Annotated in this window: 18 protein-coding genes; 13 read left to right on the top strand and 5 right to left on the bottom strand. The window is 56.6% G+C overall.

Features of this window, described 5'->3' with window-relative positions; genetic code table 11:
* Positions 1–78 precede the first annotated feature (78 nt).
* The 4 genes from PCK14_RS00735 to PCK14_RS00720 all read left to right on the top strand — a co-directional run bounded on the left by PCK14_RS00735 (position 79) and on the right by PCK14_RS00720 (position 2988).
* Complete coding sequence (locus tag PCK14_RS00735; protein ID WP_269936542.1) at positions 79–522, top strand: hypothetical protein; 444 nt, start codon at positions 79–81, stop codon at positions 520–522.
* A gap of 714 nt (positions 523–1236) precedes the next feature.
* Complete coding sequence (locus PCK14_RS00730; protein WP_269936541.1) at positions 1237–1881, top strand: hypothetical protein; 645 nt, start codon at positions 1237–1239, stop codon at positions 1879–1881.
* Positions 1882–1913: 32 nt separating this feature from the next.
* Positions 1914–2222 carry a hypothetical protein gene (locus tag PCK14_RS00725; protein ID WP_269936540.1) on the top strand — a complete coding sequence of 103 codons (309 nt, stop codon included), beginning with the start codon at positions 1914–1916 and terminating at the stop codon, positions 2220–2222.
* Between the two features lie 586 nt (positions 2223–2808).
* On the top strand, positions 2809–2988 hold the full coding sequence (locus tag PCK14_RS00720; protein ID WP_269936539.1) for a hypothetical protein: 180 nt from the start codon (positions 2809–2811) through the stop codon (positions 2986–2988).
* Positions 2989–3073: 85 nt separating this feature from the next.
* On the opposite strand, the gene PCK14_RS00715 is transcribed toward PCK14_RS00720, so the two are convergent.
* Entirely contained in the window at positions 3074–3616 is a 543-nt protein-coding gene (locus PCK14_RS00715; protein WP_269936538.1) for a GNAT family N-acetyltransferase, read from the bottom strand.
* A gap of 746 nt (positions 3617–4362) precedes the next feature.
* Between PCK14_RS00715 and PCK14_RS00710 the strand changes: the two genes are divergently transcribed.
* The gene (locus PCK14_RS00710; protein ID WP_269936537.1) at positions 4363–4785 is read left to right on the top strand and encodes a hypothetical protein; all 423 of its coding nucleotides are present in this window, start codon (positions 4363–4365) and stop codon (positions 4783–4785) included.
* A gap of 627 nt (positions 4786–5412) precedes the next feature.
* Here PCK14_RS00710 and PCK14_RS00705 read toward each other — a convergent pair.
* Positions 5413–6066 (bottom strand): hypothetical protein, encoded by a 654-nt coding sequence (locus PCK14_RS00705; RefSeq protein ID WP_269936536.1) that lies wholly within the window; start codon positions 6064–6066, stop codon positions 5413–5415.
* Positions 6067–6229: 163 nt separating this feature from the next.
* Between PCK14_RS00705 and PCK14_RS00700 the strand changes: the two genes are divergently transcribed.
* The gene (locus tag PCK14_RS00700; RefSeq protein WP_269936535.1) at positions 6230–6523 is read left to right on the top strand and encodes a hypothetical protein; all 294 of its coding nucleotides are present in this window, start codon (positions 6230–6232) and stop codon (positions 6521–6523) included.
* Between the two features lie 72 nt (positions 6524–6595).
* Here the strand turns inward: PCK14_RS00700 and PCK14_RS19335 are convergent, their stop codons facing one another.
* The gene (locus PCK14_RS19335) at positions 6596–7039 is read right to left on the bottom strand and encodes a GNAT family N-acetyltransferase (RefSeq protein WP_442864644.1); all 444 of its coding nucleotides are present in this window, start codon (positions 7037–7039) and stop codon (positions 6596–6598) included.
* Between the two features lie 693 nt (positions 7040–7732).
* Between PCK14_RS19335 and PCK14_RS00695 the strand changes: the two genes are divergently transcribed.
* Positions 7733–8200 carry a hypothetical protein gene (locus PCK14_RS00695; RefSeq protein ID WP_269936534.1) on the top strand — a complete coding sequence of 156 codons (468 nt, stop codon included), beginning with the start codon at positions 7733–7735 and terminating at the stop codon, positions 8198–8200.
* 75 nt (positions 8201–8275) lie between these two features.
* Here the strand turns inward: PCK14_RS00695 and PCK14_RS00690 are convergent, their stop codons facing one another.
* Positions 8276–8635 carry a hypothetical protein gene (locus tag PCK14_RS00690; protein WP_269936533.1) on the bottom strand — a complete coding sequence of 120 codons (360 nt, stop codon included), beginning with the start codon at positions 8633–8635 and terminating at the stop codon, positions 8276–8278.
* Positions 8636–8774: 139 nt separating this feature from the next.
* Positions 8775–9200, bottom strand: coding sequence for an HIT family protein (locus PCK14_RS19330; RefSeq protein WP_442864643.1), 426 nt, complete (start codon positions 9198–9200; stop codon positions 8775–8777).
* Positions 9201–9598: 398 nt separating this feature from the next.
* Between PCK14_RS19330 and PCK14_RS00685 the strand changes: the two genes are divergently transcribed.
* From PCK14_RS00685 to PCK14_RS00660, 6 genes are all read left to right on the top strand, one after another.
* A complete protein-coding gene (locus PCK14_RS00685; RefSeq protein WP_269936532.1) occupies positions 9599–10060 on the top strand; it encodes a GNAT family N-acetyltransferase in 462 nt (153 codons plus the stop codon).
* A gap of 395 nt (positions 10061–10455) precedes the next feature.
* Positions 10456–10965 (top strand): hypothetical protein, encoded by a 510-nt coding sequence (locus PCK14_RS00680; protein ID WP_269936531.1) that lies wholly within the window; start codon positions 10456–10458, stop codon positions 10963–10965.
* 492 nt (positions 10966–11457) lie between these two features.
* Positions 11458–12351, top strand: a complete 894-nt coding sequence (locus tag PCK14_RS00675; protein ID WP_269936530.1) for a hypothetical protein — start codon at positions 11458–11460, stop codon at positions 12349–12351.
* A gap of 529 nt (positions 12352–12880) precedes the next feature.
* Positions 12881–13498: a hypothetical protein gene (locus PCK14_RS00670; protein ID WP_269936529.1), complete on the top strand. Its 618-nt coding sequence runs from the start codon at positions 12881–12883 to the stop codon at positions 13496–13498.
* Between the two features lie 656 nt (positions 13499–14154).
* Positions 14155–14745 (top strand): hypothetical protein, encoded by a 591-nt coding sequence (locus tag PCK14_RS00665; RefSeq protein ID WP_269936528.1) that lies wholly within the window; start codon positions 14155–14157, stop codon positions 14743–14745.
* Positions 14746–15142: 397 nt separating this feature from the next.
* Complete coding sequence (locus PCK14_RS00660) at positions 15143–15637, top strand: GNAT family N-acetyltransferase (RefSeq protein ID WP_269936527.1); 495 nt, start codon at positions 15143–15145, stop codon at positions 15635–15637.
* The last annotated feature ends 108 nt before the right edge of the window (positions 15638–15745 follow it).

Here is a 15745-nt window from a genome sequence, read left to right as displayed (position 1 = left end):
ATGATCCTGGCTCCGGCTCTCTGGCCGGGGTTCAAATAGCTGGTACTTTGCCAGCTGGGGGAGGGGGGAGGTCCACACATGTTTGAAGTCGAAGCGACTAAAGACGGCCGCGAACACCGCATCATCGACAGGGCCACGGACGTCTACCTGAAGTGGCTAGTCGCGGGGGGCCCGTACTTCACCGAAGTTTTCGAGCTCGTACATTCTGGAGGAAGAATCCCCTTTAGCACGGTGCGCGAGGAAGGCCATGACTCTGATTCAGGGCTGCCCTACTTCATATTTAAGTTCTTAACTTTTGGTAATGCGCCGAAGGCTCACCGAAATACTAAAGATTTAGTTGACCGTACCTTCGATGATGAAACCGAAAAGCTACGCTGGATGAAAGTCGCAGCAGAGGCCCTTCTGGTTTTTGGGTGGGCCTACAACGGACTAAAAGCCCCACATCCGAGCTACACCCGCGTAGATCTAGATGGGAAAATCTACACTCTTGAAGCCTTCGGCTACACCCTCAACTCGAAATAGGGGTAACGCCGCATTAGCAAATTTGGGAACTGTGACAGATTTCAAGATTGATGAAGCAATTGCGGCGTTTTTAGTCTCAGCGAGAATTTCACGCAGACACAATTCGAGGAACATCTCCTTAGAGTATCGGTTGAACGGATAGATCAGAGCGTTCCGCCCGTTGCATATCTTTATAGCGGACCCAGCAATCCATACGAATGGGATCGCTTGCCTACCGCAACGGCTGAAGCGCTTGCCGCAGCCGGAGGGGTCAGATTGCCACTATAAATGGGGCGCATATAGCCAGGGCCGGGTGGGAGACCCGCCGTCAACCTGATGAGTTGACGGCTACAAATTCAAAATCATCGCAGTTCGTTCCTGACTTAGGAAAACAGTCCCAGTAGAGGTTCCCCTGCGAGACTGCCGGGCGCTTCCTCTTCACTTCCGAGATCCAAGGACTAGCGCCTTGGAAGTCGACCGGCTTACGGGACGCGCCGGCGGCGTCTCAATGGGACGCCCCTTGCGGACGTCGCGGAAGCAACATGTACGAGGAGGTGCGCGTTCTCTTCGGCTGTGGAACTTAGGAGAATTTCCCGACTTTGCTGCAGAGTGGAATACGCGGGTCGTATAGTTTGATCAAGCTATTAGCGCCTTGGTGATTGTGATGTTGCCAGTGTTTTGAAATCCACGTGTGGCCCGAACCGCGTTACCTGACTAGGAAGTTTGGGGGACGAAATGATGAGCTCGCGAACACATCCCGGCCTGGTGGCTCTCTGTGATGCCCTGGTGGGCATCGGATTAAGGAAGCGGGCCGGGACAACGTTCACCATGGACCTCAATGATGATGCTCTTGGCTGGCTCGGACTAAACCGTGCCAGTCGCGCTGGAGGGCCAGGAGAGCTGAAGATGAACCCGGTATGTGGAGTGCGTATTCAGTCGCTGGAACGAAGCTTGGCCGAAATTGAAGGCGAATCGTCTCACCTGTACATTCCAGCAACCGTGTCTGAGCCGCTGCGGTATTTGGTTCCAACCGAAAGCCGAATGGACTGGATACTGACTCGTGAAGACCCCGAGACGAATGATGAGGTCATCGCAGACATCCTTGCCAGCTTAAATGCTTATGGTTTGCCTTACATGCGCAAGAGGGTCACTCTAGAGGCCATGTCCCAGGCACTAGTGGCGAAGGAAGGCCACAGATGGCAGGCAGTGTTCCGTGCGCCTGTCGCGTTGTGGCTTCTCAACCGTAATGAGGAAGCCCTAAGTGCCATGGAGGCCCAGCTCACCGAAATCGGGAGTCAAGAAAACGCGGCCTATGACAACTATCGGGCCTTCTCGGCGGCCCTGAAACGGCGCATCGCCGAATCGGCTGCCCCGCGATAGTTTGAAGTCCCGTATACCGTTAGGCTTCGGTCATGGCAGAGAAAACCGTCCGGCGCGTCATCCGCCTGTTTCCTGACTATGGCCATCGGTGGCCGCTGTGGGAGAACAGCAGCGCTGATCGGCCGACGAAATACACCATGGAGCCAGCGGACTTTGGGCTGTCGCAGAGTCTCACGTTCCGACTTCGCACATGGTACGACGCCTGGGACGCCGAGAACTTGCACGACGGCGGTTGGAGTTCGCCTGAAAGTGAAACAGCTTGGAATGTGGAGGGTGCCAATATCGCGGATCAACTTCGTGAAGAAGTCAGAGCCTTCGCTGACGTGGAATACGACGAGTAGAACCCGCGTCTGCAAACGACATTGTCAGCGCCCGCTTAACGTTTCGCTTGCGGGCTTGCCTGGCGTCGAACTTCATGCTGCCGCCACCGAGAATTCCGTAGTCGGTCACCGACCTGACCTAAGGGGCACTCCGGTCGCATCCAAAAATGGTCGTTTTGCAGGACGATTCAGCAGATGACCCTGGCCCGAACTGTTTCTGGCACCCACTACTCTTCGCAGATCGCTACAAGAATATCGGTGTCTTTGGGCTACCGTGAGAATCGTGAACAGTCCCGGCGATCTGACCCAGAAGATACCCACTTATAGCCGGTGGCGTTGGACAATCCTTGTGGCAGCTGGAGTGCCCTGGCTGATTGGGTTCGTCTCAATTTTCCTGATTGCCCCGACCAACACAGGCGTCAGCACATGGTCGTCCTACGCATTATTCCAAACAGGGTCAAATTTCGGAAACATCCTTGCTTTAGCTTCATGGTCTGGCGCGGCCTTGGCCTCCGGATGGCTGTGCCTACGGAGTTCGGCTCAAATTTCGATACGCACGCTTTGCACCTATGGGGTGACGGCTGTTGCTTCCCTGTATCCAGCCGCAGTGGTCAGCAACGCTGTTTCCCACGTCGTGGTCATCGAGGACACCTTCGCGTACCGTGACGGAGTTGCCGGACCATTGGCCCTCTCCGGGGTAGTCGCATTGGCAGCTGCACTCATCCTCGCCATCCTCACACGCAGGCGTGAACCACAAGATTCGCAGTCAGGAATGATCCCGGAATAAGCCATCCCGGTCAGCGTTCCGCTTACGACGATGTGGTGACCCGTTGAACGACTTGGGATAGTGGCAGCCGGTGGGCGCCATCGCCCTATTCGTGCAAGACAATCTGGTACAGGATGTGGTCTTGCCAGGTCCCGGCGATTTGCAGGTATCGCGGAGCCATACCAATCTGCTGGAAACCAGCTTTCTGTAGCACTCGCTGCGAACCAGCATTGTGTAGCAACGTGGCCGCTTCGATTCGGTGCAATCCGAGTTCATCGCGAGCTTCTTCAAGGACCACCTGGACCGCAGCCGACGCCAGCCCGCACCCGGTGTACCTGGTATCCACCCAATAGCTCAGAACTCCACTTTGGAATGGGCCTCTCGATATTCCAGCAAGGTTGAAACGGCCGACCAAGGTTTCACCGGAGAACAAACCAAAGGAAAATCCATCTCCGGCTTCAATGGCAACAAGGCGGCGCGACATGTCTGCGGCCTGCCATGCCTCGGTGTAGTAGACCTCAGGATGAACCGGGTTCCACGGGGCAAGGTGATCACGATTGCGGACATACGCGGCGGCAAGCGCTGACGCATCGCTCAGACGCAATGAGCGCAAGTCGACGTCTTCAGTAAGTTGGCAGGATTCGAACACGGATCAACATTACTCGCGGTCACACCTACCGCTAGTCAAGGCCTGATCGACATAGCAGCTTTCCGCTCCGCGATCACCTGAAATCGTCCCGCAGTAGGTTGGGTCGGGAACACGCGTATCCCCTGAGCTAGGTGAACCAGCCTAGTTAGGCTGCCCCGGGGTCTCTCTGGAAGTGTGGAGCGGCCCTGCGGCACGATGAGCAAGATAGATCATGCGGATAATCAAAAGCAACCACAGAGTAGGTCCGAGATATATCACAAGGCTCTCCACAAGCGTGAAGTATCCGAATCCCGTGGTTTCAACGCGATTGCTGGAGATCCAGGTGAGAACCCATGCGTACATGAACAGGAAAACGGTCATTGCTGAGAAGCCAGCCAGTGTCAGGCCGAAGGTTCGGGAATCCTCACTGTTCCAAACAGACATCATTAATCCTTTCAATGACCTACCAGCTGCATCCGCGCACCCAGTAATGCTCATAGTTCCAGATTGACCGACCAAAGTTCTACACATCCCAGTTGGGCCGTTGCCTGTGCTCGCGACCGGGGAAGCATTCGCGGGCCCAGAAACGCGCTAACTCAATCTCAATCCGACCATAGCCCCGGATTTGGTATGCAGGATTCAAGATGTCCCGCAGAGCGTTCCGCCTACGGGAGGATGCAGCGACAAGCGTTGCCGGGTTTGGATGAGTCATGAGAGTTCCTGGTAACGAGGGGAAAGATCGTAGGCTGCTCAGCGACGGGGATGGGATGACTATCGTGATGGTTGCAGGCATTGCTGCACTCGGGGTGAATGTCCTGCTCGTGGCTGGCGCTGTTGCTCTGGTTGTTTGGCAGTCCTTGGAAAAGGCCAACGCTGTCGCCTTGTATGAGGCAGCCGGTGCCTATGCCGATAACGATGTAACTAGGGGCTATTACATCGGCATCGTGGGCGGGCTGGGCATCTCGCTGCTCGCAGTGATGGCACTCATTGGTGTTCAGAAAAGCAACCGGTGGGGGTGCTGGATCGATGTGCTCATCTGGCTCGTGATGTGGCTGCCAGCCGGCTTCGGCCTAAACATGTACCGCGAGGATGGTTTCGCCATCGCAAGCCTGGTTTGTTCAATGGGAATCATATTGGCCATCGCGACCCATCAGTTGTTGAAGTACGCGACCCATCAGTTGTTGAAGTAGAGGCACTAAGGTCTAAGGACCCACCGACTAAACGTCACGTCCCGATATAGGTTCCGCTTGAGGCACAGGAGCACTCCATTGAATGGCTCGCATTTGGATCGGCCAGAGCGGTTGCACTAACCGTCGGGACTGGTTTGATGGACTCATGAACGTTCTTGCACTGCCCATGTCCTGTGCTGTGACCACGAGCCCATGCGACGACACGGTGCCCATCGACTTTGGGTCAGCTAGCCCGTGGCCAATTCTCTTGGTACTAGCCCTGATTTGCGTGGTGGCTGCCCTGGCGATTTCACTTCGGCGCCGCCGGAAATAGGGGTAAGCACTCCACCAACACCACAACGGTGACCCGTGGAGTTCGTCGCGCGCTGATGGCACCCACCCTGTAGACAGAATCGTCCGGCCGAGCTGTCCCGCAGAAGGTTCCCATGCGGGAGGTACTCCCGGGGGTTTGATTGGACGCCCGTGCCCGACGTCGTTTCTGCTGTCTGCCACGGTTAAGGCTGGCCACGCCACAATGGGTAGTGTCATACTCACATACTCGCCCGGTGCCACTTGTTGCAGTTGAACCTCGGAGTGCATCTGCATGGACCCGTGGTGATCCTGGCGCCGCAGGATTAGTGCGAGACGTCAGAGTCGTCCAACTTGCCAATCGGCCTCCGAAGGCTGATCTGCGATGAATGGGGTGCCGTCGGGGAGTATTCCTGACTTGGCCGGAGCCGAGGAAACTCTACTCGGGTCAGCCAATGAGACATGAACGTTGCCGTCTATCTCAACGTATCCGCTTTGCGGTGCTGAGCCGAAGTAGGACGCCCATTTCTCGGGGTTCGCCGTGACTTCTCGAAGGATTTCAGCACGCGCTTTGTTGTTCCAACTCACGCGACTCCACACCAACGTGAGTTGCGGTGGGACAAGGGCGTCGATTCGATGGGCGGCTTCTAGGAAAGCTGCCTCTTGGTCGGGTTCTGCGCCGGTGTAGTAGTTGATCGTCGCGGTTCCGGACTTTTCGTCCCAGACTGCTTTGCCAAAGATGTCAGGAAACTCGTTCAAGAGCACCGTTAGGGCGGGATCGACTGTTTCCCCCCAGAGAGCTTGGTTCGGGGGTTCCGTTGCAGCTTCGACACTATCAGGGGTATGGGTGATCAAGTACGCTTTCGCGTCGATCGGCGACGGTGAAGTGGCAGGTGTCTCCGTGCCAACCGCCAAGGGTCCGCCAGCAAGGAGAACGGTGACGAGAGCCGCACTTGCGATCACGGTCACGGAGGCTTTGTCAGGAATATACATTAGTGCCTCCTATTCGGATATGCCCAAGCGTATCCGGGCCTAATCGCCCAGTCCACTGCCGGAATGCAAGCCAGTAAATTTGAGAACAATTTGCGTCCCACAGGACGTTCCTTGAACAGGCGTCACTCTTGCCTAGGCGCTCGGCGGCTGTGAGCATGGACAGATGATGATCGTGGAAGATATCTTGCTTGCGGCACGGCCAGCACTCGAGGCTATTCTGACGACGAAAGAGCTCGAGCACACCAGCATGGATGTGGTGACGGCGAAGGGCGAACCGGTCACGTCGTCAAGGATCATCAGTGCGGATTTGCTGCTGCGGGTCTTCGTTCACGACGAGCAAATGGGGTTCTGGCTGTATCCGCCCGAAGGAGCCAGTGGATTCACGGCCCGTTTGCGTAGCGAGTTGCAGGATTTCGTTGCGGAAAGTGGGTTCGGTTGGGGAGAGCTTCGCGGATAGCGTCCCGCAGGAGGTTCGCCATCTGACTCAAGGACCGACGGGTCCCGACGGGCATGCACGTGATCGCTGGAACTAAAGTCGCCTCACAAGTAGTTCGTCTGCAGGCTCAAATCCGTGTCTTGCATAGAAGCTCTGAGATTCGTCCGAAGGCGACAGTACTATGCGGGCCGCGCGAATGTCCTGGGAGAACTGTATCGCTGCGTCCATGAGACGGCTTCCAACGCCCATGTTTCGGTTGTCCGCGACAACGAATGCGTTTCCGAGATAGACCCAACATGTTGACTTCTTGCCAGGCCTCGGCATTCGTTCGAATACCATCAGATTCAGCATTCCGACCAACGCACCGTCCATGTCCGCAACGAACATCGTCCGCGGATTGTTCGCTTCCCAACTGCGATAGTCTCGCTCAAAATCCGGATCTTCCAGCGGCCCTCCCGCTTGTTCCGCTACCCATGTGGTCCGAAGCTTGATGAGGCTGGGCGTGTCCGAGGGGCGCGACAGACGAATCGTAAGCATCGCTCCACTCTAGCTATGTACGTCCGAATGGCCTGGCACAGTCGAGAAGCAGCGCCCGTTCAAGGTTCCCCTACGGCTGGATGAAGAGATTAACGATGCCGTGTTTGGCTGAACCATGCGAGCTTACAGAGAGACCGTGTATGCGGCTTTGAGAACCCCTTGAATCTCGCGGGCGTGGCAGGTGGATTTGTGATGTTCCTAACCCAATGGAGGAGCTGTCCTGAGATTGATGTCAGTTCCGCGGGCTGCCCAACCACCTGAAGCGATCAAGGTCTGCTGGGTGGTGCTGTTCGTGTCCTGCTGGTTGGGATCGTGCTTATGGCCCTAGTCATGTCCATAGAGGGAGAGCGCATTCCGCCCGATGCAGTCGGTAGCTTTGGGAGACTCCACTAGCGTCCGGTCTGGAGAAGGAGTCGCCGGACATTAGACTGATTCGCGTTGGCCAAATGGGCTGGCACAGGATTGGGGGATGTTGTGGGCAGATATTTCAGGACCATCACGACGGCGGTGCTCGGACTTGCCCTGGTGGGCGGACTGGGCGGATGCACTTCGGACCTACAGCAACCACCCTTGCCCACGGCTAGCCAATCCCCGGAATCAGTCCTTGACGCCAGCTGTCCCATACTGCCACCGGATGCGGTCCAGGCCGTAAGGATCCCGCAGGGAAACCCTGAAGAATCAATCGCCAACGTCTTGAATTCCTACAGCTCTTGGGTCAACGCGGGAACGGACATACTCAAGGGCTGGACCGGCACGGCGGGCACTGTGCCGGATGCATGTTTGGACGGGTTGGCTGAACAAAGCCGTATCGCCTACTCACAAACTATCTTCACAACACAAACCGATGTTGCGTGGCAGGACTACTATGCCGGGCAGCAAGAGCTCACGGCCCAGGCCCTGCGCAATGCCGTAGGGACCAGTGCCGACCGTCAAGGAACTCCAGGGCGTTTTGAATTGCTCAAGGAAATCTCTTCCAGCGCCACAGTGAATGGAACGTTCCTAAAATTTGATGCTATTTACCGTCCGGCGCCTGGCACGCCAGCAGATCCAACAGACTGGGCGGGGTTGGCCAAGCCAACCCGATGGTACGTGGAACTGGTGCCCTTCGACGGTTTTTTCATCATTAACTACATCGAGCAGAAGCCGGCGGCAGGGTACTGACCGTGCTCGATTGCCGCATTGTCCGCCACCGAAAATTTCCGTCAACGGGTATGCCTGATCCGGCATCGCTCCTACCTAGTAGGCGTAGCGCAGATAGACGCGCAACTGACCGCCTGCATGGCTAGAACTAGTGCAAATTCGTGTCAATGTGAGCAGGTTCCTGGCGCTACAGCGCTCTTGGGACAGATCCATCTCATTGATGAGCTCGTTGGCAACCACAGTCGAATCGGCCTCGATGGCCATTTCGCGCCAGCAGCCTCCCGAACCGCACTGCATCGAAATGCCCTTCACGACGGCCGGCCCGGGGACGTCCGGGAACGCCGTGTCGGATGGTATTTTCCCTTCGTTGATGAAGGTCAATCCAACACTGGTCACCCAAACAAACGCCATTAAGGACACAGCAATGAAGAGTAGTTTCCTACGGCGCTTTCCCATTCCACAAATCTATCCGGAATCCCCAGCAAACCCGGCCGTCGCCGAATACTCCTCGGAACAAACTCGGGAACAATTCATTTAACCTGCGTCTCGGCATCAAAAAGCCTGACTCACACGGTTGCCCCGTAGAAGGTTCGGTCTATGAGACTGTGGAGTGCGGTGAGAGTTCCTTGATTTGGGCCGTGATGCCGAACCTGTAGGGGTCATGCGAGGAGTTGAGTGAAGTGGCTGGATCTGACCAGTTGGTGCCTGGGTAAAGCCAAACCGGCTTGGAGCGCATTTCGGGAGCTTCCCATTGGTACCGCGGCCAAATGTGGGCATGCAGGAATGGGTCCGTGTTTCCAAGAATATCGATGTTGACTCGGAGGAATGCAGGGTCCAATTGTCTACTGGCTATTTCGACCGCTTCGGCCAGTACATCTACGCTGTTCAAGAATGCTGACCGTTCAGAGCGAGGTAGTTCTGAAAGACGATCAATTCCGGTCCGCTCAGTGAGCAGCACTGGGTACCCTGGAAGCCATTGGACGTCGCCGATGACTGCAAATCCACAATCGAGGTGTGCCATTACCGTGGGATTCTCGCCTTTGATCGCTGATCCGACGCGATCTATCTTCGAGGACTCCATAGTTGGCTTTTCGTGGGTCGGATGTCAGAAGCTGCAAGGATTGAACGGGCCGTTCCGTTTGGCTGCTGCCGAGCTGATACATGGTCGAACGCCACACTCTACCGGCATCCCTCGCCGCAGTGCCTGACAGATCGACGACCAGTAGATCGCGCCGGGCTTCTCCTGATGAGCATCCGTCATCCCGAAACTCGCCCAACCGATCGTCGTTGTCCCGTAGGAGGTTCCCCTGCGAGACGCACATCTCCATGCGAGTGTGTTCAGCGACGGGCCATCTTCGGGACCACGAGGTGCCGGAATCTGAACTAATCCGGGCTTCCGCAGCGTAATAGGATGATGCCATGGTTTGGATCCGCACAGCTATCGATGACGACTATTCTGTTCTACTGGCGATTTGGCGCCGCTCAGTCGAGGCAACACACACGTTCTTGAAACCATCGGATGTGGATGCCATAGAACAGGACGTAGCAACATATTTGCCTCAGATGTCCGACCTGCGTGTTGCCGAAGTAGAGGGGCAACCGATGGGGTTCATCGCGATCGAGAATGACACAGTGGAGATGCTGTTTGTTGATGCTCTCGCACAGGGCCAAGGGATCGGGAGTGCCCTACTTGAATCGGTCCTCACTGGCCGGCAGTCCATACGAGTCGACGTCAATGAACAGAACCCATCGGGACGAAACTTTTACGCCGCAAAGGGATTCGCTGAGATAGGTCGCTCCGAAACCGACGGTGAAGGCCGCGCATTCCCGATTCTGCACTTGCGCCTCGAGCCCACACAGGCACATCAACCACAAAGCTAACCGAGTCACACATGGATGCTGTCCCGAAGGCCGTTCCCCTGCGGGCGCCATCATCGATCTCGCAGCCATCGTTGAGCTGAGTAGTTCAGCGTCCCGGAGAGGGACCGGCTTGCGGGACCCTCGGAAATGCCTATCCGGACGGATCCCCTGCGGGTGCTTTTTGCGAGGATGGGACGGCGGGCGATCGACCACCCTCATGAAAGACCGAGGCTATTTTCCAGAAAACGAGCTCTGGTGTAGCGCCCAGGGCAACGGCTAGATTTATGTCTTCGGTGACTATTGATAGCGATCGTCACGACACATAGGGTAGCGGGGAACCCCATGAACATACGTAATTTTTGTACGTCGATGAAGGTCATCTGCTCGAACTACGACCGTTGCTGAAAGGTGAGCGTATGTCCGAGTGGTTTCGCATACAGGCCAGATCAAAACGCAACTACGTGTGGCTCACCGTCTGCGGACAAGGTAAGCCGAAGATCACCGGAGAACCTTGGTACATGCCCGACGGTGTCACCAGTGTCTATCCGTTCATCGTGGACTGGCGTCCTGATGAACTTCCCTTCCCGGTATGGCTTGCTCCCTACAACGGAGGCAAGAAGTACGGTGACCTACTGTGGACCGGTGGGAGCACGTTGAAGATTGCCTCCACTCGTTTCGTCGAGGCACTTCGCGCAGCTCAGGTCACCGGTTACCGAACCTTCGACGTCGAGGTTCGAGACCACGCCGACTCGCCTGTCGAGGGATACACCGGCTTCGCGACCGATCCGTCCCCGGGGTCTGACATTCAGAACATCTACGGCCAGACGGGTCAGAACTTTCCTTTCATCGCCACACAGCGTGTCGTCGAGGCATTACACGATCACGGAGCTGACCAGCTGGAGATCAGCCCCTACACCCCCGACTGACGTCGAACCCCTCGTGCAGAGGACGAATCGCGCGACCACAACCTGTGTAGGAACATACACCAGACTCAGGCGCCGCGGCCACAAGAGTACGAGACTATCGAGTCCATTAGAGACTTGTGCCGATCGGCGCGAAATTAGCGATGCTGGATCTTGAAAGATTTGCTGTCACAACGATTAGTTTTCGGGTCCTTTAGTCGGTTCGAAACAATTCTGGCGAAGGTTGTCCTGCAAGGGGTTCCGTCTACGGGCATCTCAAGGCCGTGCAGACGAGTACTGAAAATGACATCTGTGACTGTTAGCGGTAAATGGCGGACTTTTTGCGGCACTAAATGTCGCCCCTGCTAATCGGCAAACGCTCCTGCCAGAACGGGCGGGAATACCGGTTGTCCATAGAATCGCCCGAAGTCGGTGAACCTCTAGCGATATGGACTCGGACCGACGACAATCATAACGTCAGGCAACGACGCCTGGCGATATCGCTTGGGGGTAGACGTGAATGTTCAGAGTCCGCAAGAAGTAGACGCCATCGCGAAAGAGCCTAGGCAGGCAGTCGAAACTTACAGGCATCTTCGGATGTTCTTGATCGCGCTTCCCGTCTTCCTGCTGATAACGACTGCCATTGGCGGGTGGATGCTCGGCGACTTCGCCGACTCCATCAGCGCAAACTACGACACCCCGCTACGCGACATCTTGGTCGGTGTCTTGGTGGCCATCGGCGCTTGCCTCATTGTGTACCGTGGCAAGCCAGTGGAAGACCTTGCCCTGAACGTTGCAGGCTTCTACGCCATGTTTGTCGCGTTCGTTCCGTACTCACTGAATGAAGTCCTCACGGGCAGGACCATACTGCAGGGGCAAGAACTGACCGATGCAGAAGCCGCCGCGGATGAACTCGTGAAAGTTCTGCCCGTCATCGTCATATCGCTTGTCGTCGTTGCCTCTGTCTTCTTTGGCATAGAGTGGGCCCGGGGTCTCCTGAAGAGGCACACCATGAGTACGTCAATGGCGCACAGAATCTTGTTCTTCGTCACGCTCGGGCTGGGCGCAGGGTTCCTCATCCTGTTGCTGGTGACAGGGCTGATAATGCGCACCTATGCGGGCATTCACATGGTCGCGGCGATCCTCATGATCGTAGGCCTCGCCACCGCGATAGCCAGTCACGGCTGGGACACTGACGCCAAGGCGAGCACCCCCAAGATCGCGCTTCAGTATCGGGTGATCGTGGGGTTCATGGTCGTAGTCGGGTTGGCACTTATCTGGCACTTGACCTTTGGACTGCGCTTTGAGAACGCCGTCGCGTACATCGAGTGGGCCGCGATCCTCCTGTTCACCTGGTACTGGGTGGCGGAGACAGTCCGACAGGAGAGTCTTATCAAGACCGGTGCATAAGGTTGAGTGAACGCCAGAGTGGCGGCGCTCACTGAATTGCTCCGCCTCCGCTGCTGGTCGAGGCGGACGCGGACGTTGGAGTGGATGAAGGGGCGTATGTATGCCGTGACCGCGTGGGAAGTGAGTGGCTCCCAAATTTCGGAGCCCTCGCAGCTATCCAGCGCCCTGCCCAGCGAGTGCGCTGCCTCAGACAGGTCGTTGACGTGACTCGTAAGGTCCACCAAGAGCCGGGTATCGGGAGAGTCCGGTAGGACTACGAGCTTCGACTGCGGCGCACTTGTACCGTTACTGCCTTCGTCAGCTTGGCTACATCCACCACCAGCTTGAAAAACGCCCTCGTGTTCAAGCATTAGTGTCCTGCATGGGTGGCGACCCATTGCCGGGCGTCGAGGTTAGCAATAAGGTCAGCGGCTGTTTTGTCCGGTGAGGGACCGGCTTGCGGGACAGTTGGCCAACGTCGATGCGTTCCGACAATAGGTTGGCGGTAAGCCTGAGCTGCCAGTATGACCGGAACCTCTAGAATTGATCAATGCCAACCGCCCCTGAATTATCCAAGCCACGCTCGATCGTTGAAAAACGCCTTGATGTGGCCGCCCGTGGCTGCCTTCTGTTCTCGGGGGTAGCCGCTGCGGGCGGAATATTTGGCTACTTGTTGGTGTGGGGTTGGGTGGTTTTGCCGGGCTGGGTTATCAGCGCTGTATTTCTCTTCACCGCGCTGTTGATTGCAGTCATCCGGGCGGGAACCCGACGGTGGCTGGATCAGGATTCGGGGGAGGCTCTACGGCGGCGTCCTTCAGGCTGGTGGGCCGCATTTACCGTTGTAACCATTGTCTGCACGGGGTTGCTTGGGTTCGGAGATGTAGCCTTTGAGGCACGGTACACGGCTTTGACGCCATCAGGCCCTGGCTTCTGCGGGGCCGTAGTGCGTGAAGACTCGTTCCTCTTTGCCGGAGGCGGTGAATTGTATGCGGTTGGTTTCGGGGGCATTGCTCGGCCCGTCAGCTCCTGGGAGGCAGATGACGGCTACCGGCCCATTGACTCCGGCACCTATGAATTCACCTGGACTACAGATGGTGCGAGGCTAGAGGTTCATGGAAACGGGCACGATCCGGTCTGGCCCGGACTGCATGGCTTTGACTGCAGCTGAACCTGCAGAGGCAACAATTCGAACCACCAACTCAGCTCCAGATCAGACTTGACCAGGGCCAACGGAATCCGTGTCCCCTCCTCTGCCATCGTCTCGTCAAATAAGTGACCCGCAACGTCACCCATAGACGGCTCCACCTACGGGGTGATGCAAAGCGTAGGTTTGCTGTGTTTCGATGTATTGAAGATCAACCGCTCGACCTGTAACTAATTTGGGGAACTATGAAATTTGTTCGAATACTCGCGGCTGGGATCATTTTCACTTGGTCTGTCTCGGGCTGCACGATGGAGACAGCACCTATCAAGACAGGCCAGAGCCCCACTCTGGAGTCAGTAAGCTCCAGCCCAAGTGCTACCGCACCACTTTCTAGGACCCTGGCCGGAACATACTTTTCTCAGGCTGTTCCAACAAGCGGCGAGGTAATCATTACCCAGACTCCCGATAGCCTGACTCTGGAATTAATAGACTTTTCCACGAGCGCTGGGGCTGAACTGCATGTGACCGTGAGCACGGGGACTATGACAAAGAATGCAGCTGGAGACAACGTCGTCAATGAACCCACCATCTACAACGCCGACACCCGGGAGGCTTTCGGGACAGCAAATCTGCTAGAAAAATAGGCCACCACCAGCCAACGATGACCAAAGGTACCCAGCATGGATCAACCTCACGATGCAATGACTACCGAAGCGGACCGCGGCACAGTCGTTGCCCAAATCTCCCGCCACAGCATTGCGCTTCTGAGGGCCACCGCATCCACAGCGCTCCTCATCATCTACGTGGTCTGGACCCTAGCCGTTTCCTCCCAAATCTTGATCCACTCTGGCGGGGGCGCAACGCCCTATCTTGGCGCCCTAATTGGCTTGGCCTTCTTGATGTCGCTGCCCGGATTTGGCTATCTCTGCACAGTACGGGACAAGAACGGGAACTTCGCGGCCCCCAGTGTGATGGTTGTGCTGATTTTTATCAGCTATGGACTACTGGCTGGCGTTATTCTCGTCTTGGGGCTGTCCTTGGCACTCGAAACGTCTTCAACGGTGGGACAGGTTGCTATGTGGGCGGGTATCCTGTCACCGATTCTGTCCGTCGCTCTTTCCATGCCCCTCGCCGGAATCGTCCGCACAAGACTGGTGTGGGAACCGGAATCAACGAGACTCAAGACTGCCAAATACTGGCTGTACCTTTCGCCGCCGTCGTTATTCCTGATCTGCCAGGCGCTGTATGCCGTGGGCCACCTCGTCGGATGAACTCATGAGTGCCTTGAATGCGAGAATCAGCGTGGCCCCAAGATGCGCGCTGCCTCGCTGATTCAACTCTCTGGTTGTCGGCCAATCTCCTCGAAGATTGTAGCTACGGCTTCTGGGTGGATGGGTAACACTTCGCCGCCCTCGGTGACGCCAGTGACATCCGGGACACGGAACTCCTTCCCGCTGATGCTGGAGTCGCGAGTGACACGGTCAGCGTATGCATAGCTGTCCCGTAGGGGATACCCCAACGGACGGAAGCATCGATCTCACTGCCACAGTTGATTTGGGGATTCAATGGCTCGGAGCCGGATCGGCTTGCGTGACATGGCTGTGGCCTTTGCACCGCGCTCCCGAACACCCTTGATTGCTGCTGTGCCGGCACAGGTACAGTTGGGCAATGACAACCGATTTTGAAGTCCGCGGAGCTGAGCTAAAGGATGTCCAAGGTCTGGCGAGAGTCCATGTGGACACTTGGCAAGAAACTTACCGGGGACTGATAAGTGACGCTGTATTGGACGATCCTTCTCTCTTGGGCTGGCGAAAGAAGTTCTGGGAGGCAGCCTTAACCGATCCAAAGTACAGTCAGAACACTGTCGCTGTTGCTTCGCATGGAGGCACACTAGTCGGTATTGCAATGTCAGGCCCTGCTGATGAAGATGCCACCGCGCCACGACAGTTGTTTCTCCTCTACGTGTACACCGCGTTCCACGGTTCGGGCATAGGCGCGGATCTACTCAATGCAGTCATCGACCCGACAGCACCCGCTTCACTCTGGGTCGCGGATCCAAATCCGCGCGCACAAGCCTTCTACCGAAAGTATGGCTTCCTCAATGACGGGACAGTGAGAATCGAAGACGGAGTGCGATCAATCCGAATGCTCCGTACGTCCTAAGCAGCAAACTTCCGGTATGGGTTAGTTTTGGCACCTCAAGAAAGGATGCAATTGGGAGCGGTTCTAAGGGCACAGAATGAATCGGGCCAAACATGGGATGACCCATCC

Source organism: Arthrobacter sp. HY1533 (assembly GCF_027568515.1).
GTDB lineage: Bacteria > Actinomycetota > Actinomycetes > Actinomycetales > Micrococcaceae > Specibacter.
Note: the sequence above shows the minus strand (reverse complement) of the source record. Positions and strands in the feature narration are given on the sequence as shown.